This window comes from Bradyrhizobium oligotrophicum S58 (assembly GCF_000344805.1).
In the GTDB taxonomy this organism is placed as follows: domain Bacteria; phylum Pseudomonadota; class Alphaproteobacteria; order Rhizobiales; family Xanthobacteraceae; genus Bradyrhizobium; species Bradyrhizobium oligotrophicum.
Window position 1 is genome coordinate 4,461,756 of record NC_020453.1, and the last position, 16,203, is coordinate 4,477,958.

General features: G+C 64.2%; 15 protein-coding genes and 1 tRNA gene. 8 read left to right on the forward strand and 8 right to left on the reverse strand.

Annotation, left to right across the window (positions count from 1 at the left end):
* Positions 1-181: 181 nt before the first annotated feature.
* Positions 182-529: a DUF1127 domain-containing protein gene (locus S58_RS36715; protein ID WP_015667020.1), complete on the reverse strand. Its 348-nt coding sequence runs from the start codon at positions 527-529 to the stop codon at positions 182-184.
* Between the two features lie 378 nt (positions 530-907).
* Here S58_RS36715 and S58_RS37630 point away from each other — a divergent pair, with 378 nt between their 5' ends.
* Both S58_RS37630 and S58_RS19185 read left to right on the forward strand, forming a co-directional pair.
* Positions 908-1,171, forward strand: coding sequence for a hypothetical protein (locus S58_RS37630; RefSeq protein ID WP_015667021.1), 264 nt, complete (start codon positions 908-910; stop codon positions 1,169-1,171).
* Positions 1,172-1,936: 765 nt separating this feature from the next.
* Positions 1,937-3,199 (forward strand): methyl-accepting chemotaxis protein, encoded by a 1,263-nt coding sequence (locus S58_RS19185; protein ID WP_015667022.1) that lies wholly within the window; start codon positions 1,937-1,939, stop codon positions 3,197-3,199.
* 366 nt (positions 3,200-3,565) lie between these two features.
* On the opposite strand, the gene S58_RS19190 is transcribed toward S58_RS19185, so the two are convergent.
* Both S58_RS19190 and lipA read right to left on the reverse strand, forming a co-directional pair.
* Complete coding sequence (locus S58_RS19190) at positions 3,566-4,039, reverse strand: type II toxin-antitoxin system RatA family toxin (protein WP_015667023.1); 474 nt, start codon at positions 4,037-4,039, stop codon at positions 3,566-3,568.
* Between the two features lie 10 nt (positions 4,040-4,049).
* Positions 4,050-5,009, reverse strand: coding sequence for a lipoyl synthase (gene lipA / locus S58_RS19195; RefSeq protein WP_015667024.1), 960 nt, complete (start codon positions 5,007-5,009; stop codon positions 4,050-4,052).
* 135 nt (positions 5,010-5,144) lie between these two features.
* Here lipA and S58_RS19200 point away from each other — a divergent pair, with 135 nt between their 5' ends.
* Entirely contained in the window at positions 5,145-5,783 is a 639-nt protein-coding gene (locus S58_RS19200; RefSeq protein ID WP_015667025.1) for a DNA-3-methyladenine glycosylase, read from the forward strand.
* A gap of 75 nt (positions 5,784-5,858) precedes the next feature.
* On the opposite strand, the gene S58_RS19205 is transcribed toward S58_RS19200, so the two are convergent.
* From S58_RS19205 to S58_RS19225, 5 genes are all read right to left on the reverse strand, one after another.
* A complete protein-coding gene (locus tag S58_RS19205) occupies positions 5,859-8,723 on the reverse strand; it encodes a valine--tRNA ligase (protein WP_015667026.1) in 2,865 nt (954 codons plus the stop codon).
* Positions 8,724-9,036: 313 nt separating this feature from the next.
* Positions 9,037-9,795, reverse strand: a complete 759-nt coding sequence (locus S58_RS19210) for a PopZ family protein (protein WP_042339899.1) — start codon at positions 9,793-9,795, stop codon at positions 9,037-9,039.
* A 379-nt stretch (positions 9,796-10,174) separates the two neighbouring features.
* Positions 10,175-11,560: a TolC family outer membrane protein gene (locus S58_RS19215; protein ID WP_015667028.1), complete on the reverse strand. Its 1,386-nt coding sequence runs from the start codon at positions 11,558-11,560 to the stop codon at positions 10,175-10,177.
* A gap of 285 nt (positions 11,561-11,845) precedes the next feature.
* Positions 11,846-12,511, reverse strand: a complete 666-nt coding sequence (locus tag S58_RS19220) for a protein-L-isoaspartate O-methyltransferase family protein (protein WP_042340815.1) — start codon at positions 12,509-12,511, stop codon at positions 11,846-11,848.
* Between the two features lie 146 nt (positions 12,512-12,657).
* Positions 12,658-12,843 (reverse strand): hypothetical protein, encoded by a 186-nt coding sequence (locus tag S58_RS19225; protein WP_015667030.1) that lies wholly within the window; start codon positions 12,841-12,843, stop codon positions 12,658-12,660.
* 255 nt (positions 12,844-13,098) lie between these two features.
* Here S58_RS19225 and S58_RS19230 point away from each other — a divergent pair.
* The 5 genes from S58_RS19230 to S58_RS19250 all read left to right on the forward strand — a co-directional run bounded on the left by S58_RS19230 (position 13,099) and on the right by S58_RS19250 (position 15,827).
* A tRNA-Asn gene (locus S58_RS19230) sits at positions 13,099-13,173 on the forward strand.
* 210 nt (positions 13,174-13,383) lie between these two features.
* Entirely contained in the window at positions 13,384-13,887 is a 504-nt protein-coding gene (locus tag S58_RS19235; RefSeq protein WP_015667031.1) for an NUDIX domain-containing protein, read from the forward strand.
* 18 nt (positions 13,888-13,905) lie between these two features.
* Positions 13,906-14,751 (forward strand): EamA family transporter, encoded by an 846-nt coding sequence (locus tag S58_RS19240; RefSeq protein WP_015667032.1) that lies wholly within the window; start codon positions 13,906-13,908, stop codon positions 14,749-14,751.
* 223 nt (positions 14,752-14,974) lie between these two features.
* Positions 14,975-15,433, forward strand: coding sequence for a response regulator (locus S58_RS19245; protein WP_015667033.1), 459 nt, complete (start codon positions 14,975-14,977; stop codon positions 15,431-15,433).
* Entirely contained in the window at positions 15,411-15,827 is a 417-nt protein-coding gene (locus tag S58_RS19250) for a response regulator (RefSeq protein ID WP_015667034.1), read from the forward strand. Before S58_RS19245 ends, S58_RS19250 begins: the two co-directional genes overlap by 23 nt.
* The last annotated feature ends 376 nt before the right edge of the window (positions 15,828-16,203 follow it).

Below are 16,203 nucleotides of genomic sequence, written 5' to 3' on the forward strand. Positions count from 1 at the left end.
GCCTACCCTCGCCAGGATGAGGCGACGCTGCCGCCTCACCCTCGGTCGTCATCCCCGCGAAGGCGGGGATCCATAGCCACAGGATCCCGGGTCGGCGCCTCCACGGCGCTTTGCGCCGTTCCGGCTTGCCCGGGATGACAGCTGTGGGTGGGCCGACGCGTCCGTCTCAGCCCAAAACTCCTCATGCGCGCCAGAACGGTCGTCGGCACCACCGCCGCGCCTCATCGCGCGTGAGGCCGTAGTCCTCCAGCACTTCGTCGGCGAGCCAAGGTAGTTCCCTGGCGAAGCGGCGGCGCTCGCGCCAGCGTGCCCACCAGAGCCGCAGCAATGACACTGGCTCGGGCTCGGCGCAGCCTTGATCAGACGCCGGTCGCGCCAAGTAGTAGATCTTGGCGCCGGGCTTGGGCGAGATGGGATGGCGCGACGAGGAATCACGACGGCGTTCGAATAGCCCCGATGATCGCGAGGCGTCACGGACCTCGTGCACCTCGATAGCGCTGACGCTCGGATCGTCTTTCGTGCTCGGCATGGCGGGCTCCCCTTCAAACAAAGAACCTGCCGGCGATAAAAAAAGCCGCCAGGGTCCCTGGCGGCTGTTCGGATCACGTGCTGCAATATCTCAGATTGAGCGCGATCCTCCCGCCGCCAGCGAGCTACGGTGCGTAAAGCGACCAAAACGATGAGTGGCGACGGTGATCATGGCAGGCTCTATAGCTGATCGCTCTGAGGTTGTCATCATCGAATCCGGCCGACGGCCATCCGGTGTATTGATGAAGCAGCCGAGATCCTGGATATCGGAGGCCGCGAATGGGCGTTGGCAATTGTACGCGTCCGCCTATGATCGCCAGGAAGGTCGGACGGCCTTCTGTCTGGACTGCGTTCGCAACCTCGGCTTGAGCCTCGATCCATGATCCGCGTTTTGCCGAGATGGCAGCTCTGGCCGCGATGGAAGAAGGTTGTACTCAGCACCTACCTTACCGGCGCGGTCGCATCCGGTCTTTGGTTTGTCTGGACCACGTACGACAATGGGGGCTTCAGCCGACCACATGAGCCAATGGACATTCTGTTGATCGGCAGCATCTATCTCGCATTGACCGTGCTCTGGCCGCTGTTTTGGAGCTATGGCCTCATCGTGATCCTGCTCATCTGGCTTGGCATCAATCCGCGATAGGTGTCTGAGGCATGGTCAGCCCGCGCGCTCGTCGGGCAAATCATGGCCTCTCCAGGGGTGTTGACATAGACTACCGAGCGTATCGTCTGCTTCGCAACGCCTGCGCCAGAACGCGATTTTCATTAGATCTTTCAACGCTCGACTCAGTGTCCAGTCCTCCGCGCAAAAATATTTGTCTTTCGTCTTTCCAGAATTCATGTTTCCCTCCCCTCATCCCGCCTCGACACGAGGGGCGTATCGCGATCGTCACGAGACGCGAGGTGGGGAGGCGATGGCCGCTGGTTGCCGTAGCGCGTCTTTGACGTGCGGACGAACGGCAGTTGGCGGACGTGAAGTCGCAGCGTCCTGGCACCCCGATGCTGGTGTCACGCCGGTGGTGATGATGATCCGCCGGTCACGGGGGCAAGACAGCCGGTCCCCGGGGAGACTGCGTATAAGCGTGAAGACCGTCGCGCGGGGAATGCCGGGATGTCTCGGCTGCACCTGTGGTACCTGCCGCCTGCATTTTTTTCGCAGGCGGGCCATGGGGGCGGCGAGCTCCCGGCATTCCCTGCGCCCTCGTGATTTCAGAGGGGCGATCGAGATGCATGGCCCGGGCGTGATTGCGCCGCGGAGGATGCGGCTGCGTGCCCGCTGGACCGTCCCCGCATCATCCGGATCGCGATGGCCGACGATGATCGCCCGCGCCACCCGACCGAAAGGTTTTGGTTAATTTTGTCCTGCTACCTCTCGCTCATTGTTCTCTGACAGTGGATTCGGGACCCCATGGCTTTCTTCTCCGGCAAGTCGGCTGATCGCACACATAACCTTTTGATGTCCGAGCTGTTCGAACGCCATCGCGACGCCATCCTGGTGATGTCCGAGGGCAAGATCATCGCCTGCAACGAATCGGCGGTCCGCTTCGGCGGCTTCCGCAGCAAGCAGGACCTGCTGTCGCGCTCGCCGGCGGCGATGGCGCCTGACGTCCAGCCGAACGGCAAGAAGTCCGCCGACGTCGTGCGCGAGATGGATGCCAAGGCCAAGCGCGAGGGTCACGCGACGTTCGAGTGGACCACCAAGCGCGCAGACGGCAGCCCGGCGCTGGTGCAGATCACGCTGGTGCCGACCCAGGTCGAGGGCAAGACCTACGTCATGAGCTTCCGCCGCGACCTCTCCGACCTCGTCGCCGCGCGCGAGGAGAAGAAGCGCGCGCTCGACCGGATCGCCAAGGATTTCGAGACCTCGGTCGGCGCGATCGCCAATGCGATCTCCGGCGCCTCGCGCGAGGTCGAGACCACGGCGGCGTCCCTGACCACGACGGCGGACCAGGCCGCCCAGCGCGTCGCGCTGGTGGCATCGGCGTCGAGCTCGGCATCGTCCAACGTGCAGTCGGTGGCCGGCGCGACCGAGGAGCTGTCGAGCTCGGTCAGCGAGATCAACCGCCAGGTCGCGACCTCCTCGACCATTGCCGCCGAAGCCGTCGAAGCCTCCGCACGCACCAACGACCTCGTGAACAGCCTGGCGGATGCCGCCGCCAAGATCGGCGCTGTCACCGACATGATCAATGCGATCGCGAGTCAGACCAATCTGCTGGCGCTGAACGCGACCATCGAGGCCGCGCGCGCCGGTGACGCCGGCCGCGGCTTTGCGGTGGTGGCCTCGGAGGTGAAGAGCCTGTCGAGCCAGACCGCGAAGGCGACCGACGAGATCTCAGCCCACATCAGCGCGATGCAGCGCGCCACCAGCGACACCGTGGCCGCAATCCAGGGCATCGGCGGCACCATCGGCCACATCAGCGAGATCGCCAAGACGATTGCCACCGCCGTCGACCAGCAGGGCCACGCGACGCAGGAGATCGCCCGCTCGGTCAGCCAGGCCGCCAGCGGCACCCGCGAGGTCGCCACCAACATCGGCTCGGTCAGCCAGACGGTGGAATCGGCCGGCGGCGCCGCCCGGCAGATGCTGGGTGCGGCCGGCCAGCTCGCCAAGCACGCCGACGAACTGCGCGGCAAGGTGAAGGACTTTTTGAACGCCGTGCAGGCGGCTTAGGGTTGGATCGCAGACGGCTACGTCGGCGATCAGGACGGCTCCGCGACGATCTCGCGGAGCAGCTGTTTGAAGACGTGGATAAGGTTTTTGGAACGACGCCATTGGCGGGGCGCCGTCTTGCTGTGAGTTGGCATACCGCCAGCCCAGCCCTCCGCTGTCGTCCCGGGCAAGCCGCAGCGGCGCAACGCGCCGCGGAGGCGCCGACCCGGGACCCATCACTCCGCGGCGGATGTGGTGAGACGAGATCGGAGTTACCTGCCTGCCGCCACAAACAATCCTGTGGTTATGGATCCCCGCTTTCGCGGGGATGACGACTGAGGGTGGGGCGCCCTCTGTGGTCTGCCACTGGAAGGCAAGGGGAAAGACTTAAGTCGACGACACCGCCGGCTTGCGGCCGTAGATCGCGTCGGCGCGCTTTTCGAACGCGGCCGACATGCGCGCGAACACGGTGTCGAACATCGAGCCCATCAGCATCGCCAGCATGCGGCTCTTGAATTCATAGCTGATGAAGAACGTCACCTCGCAGGCGCCCTGCTCTGTTGGCTCGAAGCTCCAGCGGTTCTCCAGGTTGGAGAACGGCCCGCTGACATATTCGACCAGGATCTTGCGCCCAGCGCGATCGAGCGTGACGCGGCTGGTGAAGGTCTCCTTGACGAGCTTGAACGACACCGTCATGTCGGCGACGATCACCTCGATGCCGTCGGGCTTCTGGCTGCGCTGGCGCACCACCAGCGAGTGGCACAGCGGCACGAATTCGGGATAGCGCTCGACATCGGCGACGAGGTCGAACATCTGGTCAGCCGTATGCGCGACGCGGCGCTTGTTGGAAAATCTCGGCATCTGGTCTCGATCAGCGCGCGATGGCTTCGCGCGCGGCCTTCAGCTTGGCGAAATCCTCGCCCGCATGGTGCGAGGAGCGCGTGAGCGGGCTCGCCGACACCATCAGAAAACCCTTGGTGTAGGCGACAGTCTCGTAGCCGGAGAATTCCTCGGGCGTGACGAAAGCCATCACCGCGTGGTGCTTTTTCGTCGGCTGCAGATACTGGCCGATGGTGAGGAAATCGACCTCGGCCGAGCGCAGATCGTCCATCACCTGCAGCACCTCGTGGCGCTGCTCGCCGAGACCGACCATGATGCCGGACTTGGTGAAGATGGTGGGATCGATCTCCTTGACCCGCTGCAGCAGCCGGATCGAGTGGAAGTAGCGAGCGCCGGGACGAACGGAGAGATAGCGCGACGGCACGGTCTCGAGATTGTGGTTGAAGACGTCGGGCTTGGCCGCGACGACCTGCTCCAGCGCTCCGTCCTTGCGCAGGAAGTCGGGCGTCAGCACCTCGATCGTGGTGGTCGGGCATTTCGCGCGGATGGCGCGGATGGTCGCTGCGATATGGCCGGCGCCGCCGTCGGTAAGATCGTCGCGGTCGACCGAGGTGACGACGACATGGGCGAGGCCGAGCTTGAAGGTGGCTTCCGCGACATGCTCGGGCTCGCCTGCGTCGAGCGCCTGCGGCAAGCCGGTCTTGACGTTGCAGAAGGCGCAGGCCCGCGTGCAGGTATCGCCCATGATCATGAAGGTGGCGTGCTTCTTGTCCCAGCACTCGCCGATGTTCGGGCAGCCGGCCTCCTCGCACACCGTCACGAGACCGTTCTCGCGCACGATGTTGCGGGTGTCGGCATAGCCGCGGGTGGTCGGCGCCTTGACCCGGATCCAGGCGGGCTTGGCCGGCGAAACGGAATCCGGCCGGTTTGCCTTCTCGGGATGGCGGGGGCGCAGCGGCGTGTTCGAGTTGATGTCGACGATGGTGACCATGGGATTCGCGCAAACCTCTGTTGCGCCCTAGCTATTCCGTAGCAAGGCGCGCCGCAACCGGCTGGCCGAGGATACCAGGGCATGGCAGATATGGGCAGCGCGGAACAGCGCTGATCACGGCGGATTTTCTCCATAATGGCGCAGAAACCGGCAAAAGCCCCCGGGGTTTCACGGCTCCGGCGCAATGGTGCCGCCAAGCGGCTGACGCGGGCATTTTTCGCCCGCGATGTGCTCACGGTGGCGCCGGACCTGATCGGGGCGACGTTCCTGGTCGACGGTGTCGGCGGGATCATCGTCGAGGTCGAGGCGTATCACCACACCGACCCGGCGGCGCATTCGTTCCGCGGACCGACGCCGCGCAACCAGGTGATGTTCGGCCCGCCGGGCTTCGTCTACGTCTACCGCTCCTACGGCATCCACTGGTGCGTGAACTTCGTCTGCGAGCCGGCGGGGTCGGCGAGCGCGGTGCTGATCCGCGCGATCGAGCCGACCTTCGGGATCGAAGAGATGAAGCGGCGGCGCGGGCTGGAGGATATCAGGACGCTGTGCTCGGGCCCGGGCAAGCTGACGGAGGCGATGGGCATCACGATCGCCCATAACGGGCTGGCGCTGGATGCCCAGCCGATCGAGCTGTTCGCCCGGCCCTCGGACGTCGAGGTCGTCACCGGCGTCCGCATCGGCATCACCAAGGCGGTGGAGTTGCCCTGGCGCTTCGGGCTGAAGGGCTCGCAATTCCTGAGCAAGCCGTTCGCACCGTCATCGCGAGGAGCGTAGCGACGAAGCGATCCAGGGCTGCCCGAGGACTCTGGATTGCTTCGCTGCGCTCGCAATGACGGAGAGAGCGTCGTGTCAGACGCCCTGCAGCCGCGACAGCGCGTCCTGGAACTTGGCCTTGCGAGCCAGCGCCGCTTCGCGCTTCTCCTTCTCCTCCTCGACGAGCTCCTCCGGCGCGTTGGCGACGAACTTCTCGTTGCCGAGCTTCTTGTCGACGCGCTCGATGTCGGCCTCGGCCTTGGCGATCTCCTTCGCCAGACGGGTGCGCTCGGCGGCGAGATCGACGACGCCCTCGAGCGGCAGCGCCGCGACCTCGCCGCGCACGACGAGCTGCGCGGAGCTCCCGGGAGCGGTGTCGGCGAAGGAGATGTCGGCGACGCGCGCCATGCGCTTGATGGCCTCCAGCCAGCGCGGCGCACGCGCCTTGGTCTCGGCCGAGGCGCCGACGAGCACGAGCGGGATCAGGGTCGCGGGCGGGATGTTCATCTCGGCCCTGACGGAGCGGATCGAGGTCATGAGATCGACGACCCAGCCGATCTCAGCTTCGGCCACCTCGTCCTTGAAGCTGGCGGCGTCGAACGACACCAGCATCGGCGGCACCAACGGATCGCCGAAGCTCGCCGCGGACAGCGCGGCGATCTCGGCGACCGTCGGCGTGTCCACGCGGTGCGGCCACGGCGACAAGGTCAGCAGGCCGTCGCGCTTGGCCGTGGTCTCCCACAGCGCCTCGGTGATGAAGGGCATGAAGGGATGCAGCAGCTTGAGGATCTCGTCGCGTGCCCAGGCCACCATGGCGCGGGTCTCCGCCTTGGCGGGGCCGTCCTCGCCAAGCAGCGTCGGCTTGGAGAGCTCGACATACCAGTCGCAATAGACGTCCCAGACGAAGCGGTAGATCGCGTTGGCCGCGTCGTTGAAGCGATAGGCCTCCAACGCTTCGGTCACCTCGCGCGTGGCGGCGGCCGCCTCGTGGGCGATCCAGCGGTTCAGCGTCTCCTTCGCCGAGGCCGGATCGAATCCCTCCGGCACCGCACAGCCGTTCATCTCGGCGAAGCGGCTGGCATTCCAGAGCTTGTTGGCGAACTTGCGATAGCCCTCGACGCGCTGGGTCGACAGCTTGATGTCGCGGCCCTGGGCCGCCATTGCAGCCAGGGTGAAGCGCAGCGCATCGGCGCCGTGCTCGTCGATCAGCGCCAGGGGATCGATGACGTTGCCCTTCGACTTCGACATCTTGGCGCCCTTCTCGTCGCGGACGAGCGCATGGATGTAGACGGTCGAAAACGGCACCTCCTTCATGAAGTGCAGGCCCATCATCATCATGCGGGCGACCCAGAAGAAGATGATGTCGAAGCCGGTGACCAGCACGTTGGTCGGGTAATAGCGCTTCACCTCGGGCGCATCTTCGGGCCAGCCGAGCGTCGAGAACGGCCACAGCGCCGAGGAGAACCAGGTGTCGAGCACGTCCTCGTCGCGGGTGATGAAGCCTTCGCGCTTGTTGCGGTCGAGCGCCATCTCGCGGCCCTGCTCCGCCGTGATGACCTCCTGCTCGACGTAGTAACCGATAGCGTGGCCGACGGCCTCCTCCTCGGTCTCGGCGACGAACACCTTGCCGTCCGGGCCGTACCAGGCCGGGATCTGATGGCCCCACCACAGCTGGCGCGAGATGCACCAGGGCTGGATGTTCTCCATCCAGTCAAAATAGGTCTTCTCCCAATTTCGCGGCACGAACGTCGTCGCGCCCGAGCGGACGGCGGCGATCGCCGGCTGCGCCAGGGTCTTGGCGTCGACATACCACTGGTCGGTCAGATACGGCTCGATGACGACGCCGGAGCGGTCGCCATGGGGCACCATATGCGTGTTCGGCTCGACGCGCTCGAGGAAGCCGAACGCCTCCAACCGCTCCAGGATCTTCTTGCGCGCGGCGAAGCGCTCGACGCCGTGGAACTCCCTGGCGAACTCCTCCGAGCCCTCGGGAAGGCCGTGCAGATAGTCCTCGTTGTCGACCAGCGCGATGCAGCCTTCGCGGTCGAGGATGCTGATCTGCCGCAGACCGTGGCGCCGGCCCACCTCGAAGTCGTTGAAGTCATGCGCCGGGGTGATCTTGACCGCGCCGGTGCCCTTCTCCGGATCGGAATAGGTATCGGCCACGATCGGAATCTCGCGGCCGACCAGCGGCAGGATCACGCGCTTGCCGACCAGGTGCTGATAGCGCTCGTCGTCGGGATGCACGGCGACCGCGCTGTCACCGAGCATGGTCTCAGGACGCGTGGTGGCGACGACGATGAAGCTCGCGGGGTCCTCGGGGCTGAACGTCGTGCCCTCGATCGGATAGCGCAGGTACCAGAGGTTGCCCTTGACCTCGATCTGCTGCACCTCGAGGTCCGAGATCGCCGTCAGCAGCTTCGGGTCCCAGTTGACCAGCCGCTTGTCCTTGTAGATCAGGCCGGCGCGATGCAGCTCGACGAACACCTTCACGACGGCCTTGGACAGACCCTCGTCCATGGTGAAGCGCTCGCGGCCCCAGTCGCAAGAGGCGCCGAGGCGCTTGAGCTGGTTGATGATGGTGCCGCCGCTCTCGTCCTTCCACTGCCAGACACGCGCGAGGAACTTCTCACGGCCCATCTCGCGGCGGCCGGGCTGCTGGCGCTCCATCAGCTGGCGCTCGACCACCATCTGGGTGGCGATGCCGGCATGGTCGGTGCCCGGCTGCCACAGCACGTCGCGGCCACGCATGCGCTCGAACCGGCACAGGATGTCCTGCAGCGTGTTGTTGAGCGCGTGCCCCATGTGCAGCGAGCCGGTCACGTTCGGCGGCGGGATCACGATGGTGAAGGGATCGGCGTCGCGGCGGTCGGGACGCCCGGCGGAGAACGCGCGGGCATCCTCCCAGATCAGGGACATGCGACCTTCGAGGTCGGCGGGCTGATAATTCTTTTCGATCATGACATTTCAGCTGGCGCGGAGCCGGCTGTCCAATTCGGGATGTCGCGGAACTTATTCCCGGTCTTTGATCGCGACCTGAAAAAGCTCGCGCAAGCTGTTGGTGCCTGGGCTCTTTTCGGACTGACTTCCGGCCGCGGAAGGCACTCTCGGGGAGGCTTCCCCGATCGGCCAGGCCGGTATCAGCTTGAACGGGCTAGAAAGCCGCCGCCGGCCGCCAAGTCAACAGCGGCGGCAAACATTGATTGCAACTGGGAAGAAGCAGCACCGGGTGCAGGTAAATGCCCGCGAAGCCGCACGATGCAGCCGCTGGGCACTACCGGCCGCGCGAGACCCGCTCGATCTCCGCCTTGACGATCCGCTCGACCAACGCCGGGAGGTTGTCGTCCAGCCAGGATTTGAGCATCGGGCGCAGCATCTCCTTGACGAGATCCTCGAGCGTCCGGGCGTTGTTGCTCAGCACCGTGTTGGCCAGCGCATTGAAGGCCGATTCCACGGCGTTGACGGTGGTCGGCGCCAAGATCGGCTGCTTCGGCGTGGCCTGCTCGAACGACGATTCGAAACTCGGGGCCTTGTGGTTCAGCCGCCCGGACTCGATGAACTCGATGTCGTCCTGCGGATCCACCTTCCGGAAGGATGAAGCGGGGGGAATCGGGGCTGGAGCTGGGGTCGGTGGTGCCACTGCCATGTCGTCCGTCAACTCGAGTACTTCTGGTTCGGGTTCTGGCTCAGGTTGCGCAGGCCGAGCCTCTGCGACCGGAGTCGTTTCATCCAAACCCGCCAGCAATGCGTCAATGTCGTCCTGGTTGTTGCTCGCGGCTGCCGCAGGCGCTGGCGGCGGTGCCGGAGGGGGTGGCGCAGGCTTGGGCGCAGCCGCCGCAATCTTCGACGGCGGGATGTCGTTCATAGCCGGCTTGGGCGCGGGCGCTGCAGCAGGCTTCTCCGCCTTCACAGGCTCGGGAGCTGCGGCCTTCTCGGCTGCCGGCGGCTTGGCTTCGTCATCGGCAATGATCCGCCGGATCGACGCCAGAATCTCCTCCATCGAGGGTTCTTGGACCTTTGCAGGCTGCGTCATTTCCGACTCCAAATCAGCAACGCCGCCGTACGAATCGGCTTAGCGCAATAGTCCCGGGCGCCGGATCCAAGGGGCTTGGACTTCTCAACGGACATGCCGACTTGTCTCCAGACGAGGCCTGATCGATGTAAAACAACGGAACGATACTGGCCAAGTCGAAGTCTATTCTTGGAAGAACATCCGACGCAGTGCGAATCGTTCCGCGGCCATTTTGAGGCTATGTCATGGCAACAAATGAATGCAAGCAACGCCGGCCGCGAACCCGGTGGAGCACGGAGGTCGCCGGTCAAGCGTCGCCCATTCATCACAACTACAGCATGTGCCACAAAAAAATCCCCCGGCCAAGGACCGAGGGATCAGGGTCGATATTAAGAATGTACTAACGACCGTCCGGCGTCCGTACACCCGCCCAATTGTCCCGGACCTGCTGGTAGTGCACGCTGGGATCGTAGGTGCTCGTCGGCAGGTTCAGCACCTGGGGCGAAAGCCGACCGACGGTCTGCAGCACCGAATAGGAGGCCACCACGCGGTCGTGCTGAGCGGTCACCAGGGACACCCGCGCATTGACCAGCGCCTGCTGGGCATTGAGAACGTCAAGCGTGGTGCGCTGGCCGGCCTTGGCCTCTTCGCGGACGCCATTCAGGGCGATCTCCGAGGCTGAGACCTGTGCCTGTGCCGACTGCACCTGGGCCTTGCCCGCAAGCAGCTTGCCCCAGGCGGATACCACGTCGGAGCGAGCCTGATCGCGCGTCTGCTCCAGGACCAGACGCTGCTGCGACAGCGACTCCTTGGACTGACGGATAAGCGCGTATTCCGCGCCTCCGTTGTAGATCGGGACGTTCACCGAGGCGACCGCCGAAGCGCTGAACCCACGATAGGATTGTATGCTCGACTCGTAGCTTTGCTGGGCCTGGGCCTGCAGATTGACGGTCGGCAGCAGCGCACCTTCGTTGATCCTGACCTGCAGGTATTGGACGTCGATGCCGTACATCGCCGAGGTCACGCTCGGGCTTTCCGTCAGTGCCGTTTCGATCGACTGCTGGAGAGTCGAGGGCAGGTACCGGTCGACGGGAGAGCCCGGCGCCAAGTTCTCGGGATCGTTGCCAATGATGCGGCGAAAGTTCGAGCGCGTTGCGGTCAGGTTGGCCTCGGCCGTGAGCTGCTGGGTACGGCCAGCGGCAAGCTGCGCCTCGGACTGTGCGACGTCGGTGCGGGTGACTTCGCCGACGTTGAAACGGTCGCGGGTCTGCTTGAGCGTCTGCTCGAGCACGCGCGTGTTGCTGCGCTGGACCTCGACAATCGCCGCATCGCGCAGATAGTCCATGTAGATGGTGGCCGCCTGCAGCAGCACCTGCTGCTCGAGCAAGCGGAGAGCCTCGCGTTGCGCCGACACGTTTGCTTCGGCCTTGCGGACGCCGTTTGCCGTCTGCTGACCGTTGTAGAGATTCTGGTTGACCGTCAAACCGACGCTTCGCGGCCTCTGCACGCCGTTCACAGCTGGGGTAGCGGGTGCCGCTTGCAAGTCCGTATACTGAATGCCCGCCGTCGCATTCAGATTGACCTTCGGCCGATATCCCGAGAGAGCCTGCGGGACGCCTTCGTCGACTGCACGAGACTGCGCCCGCGATGCGTTCAGCTGCGGGTTGTTCTGATAGGCGCGTACCAACGCAGCCTCGATCGTGTCGGCGAGCGCAGGCGTCGGGCCTGCACAAGCCATCACGAGAACCACGGCCGCCGCCGCGGTGACGAGCTTCACCCCAAACATCCCTGTTCCATTCATTTTGTTACCGGCTCGAACGCCAGAGCCGGGCCGTAACCTGTTGAAGAGACTCCCGCGCACCTCGCACCTTATTCTTCATGCAAGCGCAACGGAACCACCCACCCCTGGAACCGCTGCGGAAATCTCCTGACGTGCAGCATCCGGGCCACACTCCTGATTTGAAACAGAATTTCGCCTGTCCGAAGCCTCGAAACCGACTCAACGAAATCCCATTGCGCGACGGGATTGCCGCGCGCTCGACAGAGTCCACAGGGAACTTCGTAGGACGCCTTAAAACTCGAACTCGGGGATCCGTTCGAGACCGGGAATAACCGGTGCCGCGGCATCGAACAGGACCCTACTGCCGATATCACCATGCGATCGCGTAAAGATCATGGCGCGAGCGGGCCTGGTCTTGGCGAACACGCCAACGAGTCGGCCGCCCTCCTTGAGCTGGCGACACAGGCCATCCACGGCGACTTCGGTCGCCCCGTTCAGGAGAATCACATCGAATCGGCCGTCGGCCGGGTCGCCCTGCGCAGCGGGTGCGACCCTAAGCGTGACCGGGCCACCTTCGGCGCCCGCCAGCAACTGCTTGGCCCGTCCCTCCAGCGCCGCATCGACCTCGGTCGCGGTCACGCTTGCGGCAAGCTTCGCGGCCAGCGCGGCGAGATAGCCGGTTGCACAGCCCACGACGAGGACGCTGTCAGTCGGCTTGATCTCGGCCGCCTGCAGCAATTTTCCCGTCAGCATCGGCTTGATCAGATAGCGTTTCGCGGCCGGGGCTTCGGAGACGTCGAGGTCCTGATCGAGATAGGCCAGCGACTGAAGGCCAGCGGGAACGTAGGCTTCCCGTGGCACGGTCAACAATGCATCCAGCACGCGGTGATCGGTGACGTCGTTGGTCCGTACCTGACCATCGACCATTTTCTGGCGCGCCGTCGCGAATGAAGACATGGGCAGACCTGCAAGCAAAGCGGAGGAACCGCGAACGATCTGCGCAATCTTTTGGTACAAGGCTCCCGAAAAGGCAACACGCGGGTTCTAACGGATGTGCCCCGATCCCCGATCGCGGCCACAGCCCCCGGCCCAGCGAGGCAGGACTACTCGATCACCACGACAAGACGACCGATCAACTGCACGATCTCGTCGAGATGCTCGGAATCACCGCGCGTCACCGCGTCGGCCAATCGCGTGAGGCATTCGTCGTCGCTGAGACGCTCGACCGGATCGGGAATCAGCGAGGGCGCGGTGACGGCTTGGGTGAATTGGACGATGGTGTTCGGCATCTGACAACGCTCCCTGACCTCGGCACTGGCAAGTTCCGTGAACTATCGGTGGCGATTTGCTCCCTTCCAAGTGAAATTCCTGTCATCCAACTGTGGGCGGCGGTTGCCCAGCAAGCGTTCAAAATCGTCGCAACCAACTGAATCTTCATACATTTGCCGGAGAACTCGCAATCGTCGTCGCGGTGCGATTTCGTTCTATGCAAGGCGAAAAGGCTTTGTTATACGCAGCCGCGTCGCGAACGTTGCTTCGCTTGTTCCTCGGTAGCTCAGCGGTAGAGCATTCGACTGTTAATCGAATGGTCGCTGGTTCGAATCCAGCCCGGGGAGCCATTCTGGCCCATGCCGAATGGTTCTTCTTCCCTCAGATTCCCTTCTTTTGACCGATCCTGGTTTTGACCGATCCTGGCGCCCATGCGGCCGACCGTGGTCGGGCGGTCGAAATGGACGCGCCTCGACCGAACGGCGGCGCGGACCGGCTGCCTTGACGGCGCTTGAGGGCTCGGGCAAGCGAGGCCCACCCTCCAGCAAGCGGCGACCGCGATGCCGATTTCCGATCATCTCAGAGCCGTCCGCAGCAAGATCGGGCATGATCTGCTGGCGACCACGGCTGTCTCCATCTCTGTATTCGACGATACCGGCCGCATCCTGCTGGGGCGCGACGCAGAAACGGATCTGTGGACCCTGCCGGGCGGCGCCGTCGATCCGAACGAGCATCCGGCCGACGCGGCCGCCCGCGAATGCTTCGAAGAGACCGGTCTCGTGGTTCGGCCGCAGCGCCTGCTCGGCGTTTTCGGCGGCCCCGAGTTTCTCATCCGTTATCCCAACGGCGATCTGACCTACTACACGGTGATCGCGTTCGAAGCCGCGATCATCGGCGGTGCGCTCGCGCCGGACGGCGAGGAGATCGCGAGCCTGCGATTCGTCGATCGGCCGGAATGGGAACGGCTCGCGGTGTCGCCATCGAGCCGAGTCATCTCCCAGCAGGCGTTCGCTCACCACCCGGCCCCCTACTTCGCCGCAGCGACCTGGCGGCCCGAGAGCTGATCGCCGAGACGCTGCACCTTGGACCCCCTTGCCGCTTTCCTGATGCTGCTGGCCGGTCTGCTTCACGCGACTTGGCATGCCATCGTCAAGACCGGCAGCGGTCTTTCCATCCTGGCCGGCATGGGTCTCGTGAGCGGCGTGCTCACCCTGCCCTTCATGTTCTTCGTCCCAGTTCCGTCTGCATCGACCTGGCCGATCATTCTGGCCTCTCTCGCCCTGCACGCCGGATACAAGGCGAGCCTTGCGATCGCCTATCGCTCTGCCGACCTTGGGCGCTCCTATCCGATCGCCCGCGGCACGGTGCCGCTGTTCGCAACGCTGTTCGCCTATCTCGGTCTGCATCAACTGCCTCAACCGGGACAGTTCGTCGGCATTGCCATCATCGTGCTCGGCATTCTCGGCCTCGCACGTGACCGAATCCACGGACCCATCGACCGCCGCGCCTTGTGGGCCGCGGTCTGTGCTGCTGCAATGGTCGCTGCCTATTCGGTCGTCGATGCGGCCGGCACCCGGCAGCCCGAGGGCTGGGCCTCGTTCACGGTCTGGCTGATCGTGCTCGACAGTACCGTGTTCTTTATCGTCGCGACGACTCAAAGAGGGCCAGCGATTCTGTCGGACATTCGAGAAGCCGCAGTCCCAGTGCTCATCGCGGGACTGCTCGGCCTCACGTCGTTCGCCGTGTTCCTCTGGGCACTGAGCCGAAATCCGATCGCGAGCGTGGTGGCTTTTCGCGAATGCAGCATCCTCTTTGCGACACTGATCGGAGTGTTCTTCCTGAAGGAGCGCGCGACACCGCGCCGACTTTGCTGTGCCGGGTTTGTCGCAGTCGGCCTCGTCGCCATCGCGTTGCTCAAGCCGACGTAGTCATTGCAACAGCTGATTACCGCTCGCTGCGCATGTCATAGTTCCATGTTCATCGCATAGTGCACAACATCTGCGACCGCGAGGAAAGAGTGAGTTCCGTAAAACTCCTGGTTGCAATATTGAAACAACTAATTCAGTGTTAACTACTTTGTCATTTGTGAGTCTAAGACCATTGTCCTTGTAGCGTGAGCGTCCTTCAGTCCAGCTGATACTGAGGTGGCCCATGCCTACTGTTCTCATTATCGATGATGATTATGCCACGCGCGCTGCGCTGGAAACGTTATTGAAGAAGAAGCGATTTTGCGTGTTTCTTGCGCCGGACGGACCGACAGGTATCCGGCTGATCGGCAGTGTCTCGTTCGATGCGGTCGTGATCGACATGTTCATGCCGGGCATGGATGGGATCGCGACGATCCGCGAACTCATCAAGATCGATCCCACCGTGCCGTTCATCGCGATCTCCGGCTACGCGTTCACCGACAAGAAGCAAGGAGCGCCTGACTTCCTCGGTATGGCAATCAAGCTCGGAGCTACGGCTGCGCTGCAGAAGCCGTTCGACATGCTCGATCTGCTCGAAGCCGTCGACCGCGCGATCGAGGTCCGTCAACGCCTGCTGGCCGAGTCCCGGCGACCGTATCCACATCTGTCAGGAATGCCTCATGACGAACATCCTGGTCGTTGATGACGAAGTTGGCGTCTGCTGTGTCATCCAGCATCTTCTGGTACGCGACGGATACGCTGTCACCGCGGTCACTGACGGCCGGCTGGCGGTGGACGCCGTCGCCCGCGACGATTTCGCCGCGGCCCTGATTGATCTCAACCTGGCCGACATGGACGGCAACGATGTCATCCGGGCGGCGCGGGCGGCCCGGCCGCACATGCCGATCGTGATGATGTCGGGCATGGTGCTGGAATCCGGACGCGGGACGCCCGACTTTCACGGCCTCTCGGCCCGGGTGGTCGGCCTGCACCGGTTGGCCAAACCGTTCAAGCCGCGGGACCTGTCGCAGTTGATGCGCGACATTCTCGCGCAGGAGACCTGGCCGCTCGCCGTCGCGACGATGACCCCGCAATGAATCGATCATGCATGCGGCGGCTCTGACATTTGCAATGTCGGATCCGAGGCGCGATTGGCGCGAAGGCGGCCACAGACTTGCTCACGCTCGATCTGCGCGTTGCCTCGTCATCCCCGCGCGACAGTGGCTCGCCTGGTCCGACGTCGCCTGACGAAGGCGAGAAGGAGCAGGTCCAGAAGGAGCTTGAGCGTCGAGCCCGGCGAGGCTCGGCAACCCACGGCAAACCGTCGACGGAATCGCGGCTTCATCTTCTGCATCCCTCGATCAAGGCGCCTGCAAGGCGCAGTGTGATCGCGCCATTGGAGAACGATTAAGTCCTGGGGGATGTGACCTCGTTCACACCGAGGCTGCGGATACTGCGGTACCGTCATTGGAA

Excerpts from the sequence above, each read along its gene's own strand:
- S58_RS36715 (WP_015667020.1), bottom strand. The coding sequence starts at position 529 with ATGCCGAGCACGAAAGACGATCCGAGCGTCAGCGCTATCGAGGTGCAC.
- S58_RS37630 (WP_015667021.1), top strand. The coding sequence starts at position 908 with ATGATCCGCGTTTTGCCGAGATGGCAGCTCTGGCCGCGATGGAAGAAG.
- S58_RS19185 (WP_015667022.1), top strand. The coding sequence starts at position 1,937 with ATGGCTTTCTTCTCCGGCAAGTCGGCTGATCGCACACATAACCTTTTG.
- S58_RS19190 (WP_015667023.1), bottom strand. The coding sequence starts at position 4,039 with ATGCCGAGATTTTCCAACAAGCGCCGCGTCGCGCATACGGCTGACCAG.
- lipA (WP_015667024.1), bottom strand. The coding sequence starts at position 5,009 with ATGGTCACCATCGTCGACATCAACTCGAACACGCCGCTGCGCCCCCGC.
- S58_RS19200 (WP_015667025.1), top strand. The coding sequence starts at position 5,145 with ATGGCGCAGAAACCGGCAAAAGCCCCCGGGGTTTCACGGCTCCGGCGC.
- S58_RS19205 (WP_015667026.1), bottom strand. The coding sequence starts at position 8,723 with ATGATCGAAAAGAATTATCAGCCCGCCGACCTCGAAGGTCGCATGTCC.
- S58_RS19210 (WP_042339899.1), bottom strand. The coding sequence starts at position 9,795 with ATGACGCAGCCTGCAAAGGTCCAAGAACCCTCGATGGAGGAGATTCTG.
- S58_RS19215 (WP_015667028.1), bottom strand. The coding sequence starts at position 11,560 with ATGTTTGGGGTGAAGCTCGTCACCGCGGCGGCGGCCGTGGTTCTCGTG.
- S58_RS19220 (WP_042340815.1), bottom strand. The coding sequence starts at position 12,511 with ATGTCTTCATTCGCGACGGCGCGCCAGAAAATGGTCGATGGTCAGGTA.
- S58_RS19225 (WP_015667030.1), bottom strand. The coding sequence starts at position 12,843 with ATGCCGAACACCATCGTCCAATTCACCCAAGCCGTCACCGCGCCCTCG.
- S58_RS19235 (WP_015667031.1), top strand. The coding sequence starts at position 13,384 with ATGCCGATTTCCGATCATCTCAGAGCCGTCCGCAGCAAGATCGGGCAT.
- S58_RS19245 (WP_015667033.1), top strand. The coding sequence starts at position 14,975 with ATGCCTACTGTTCTCATTATCGATGATGATTATGCCACGCGCGCTGCG.
- S58_RS19250 (WP_015667034.1), top strand. The coding sequence starts at position 15,411 with ATGACGAACATCCTGGTCGTTGATGACGAAGTTGGCGTCTGCTGTGTC.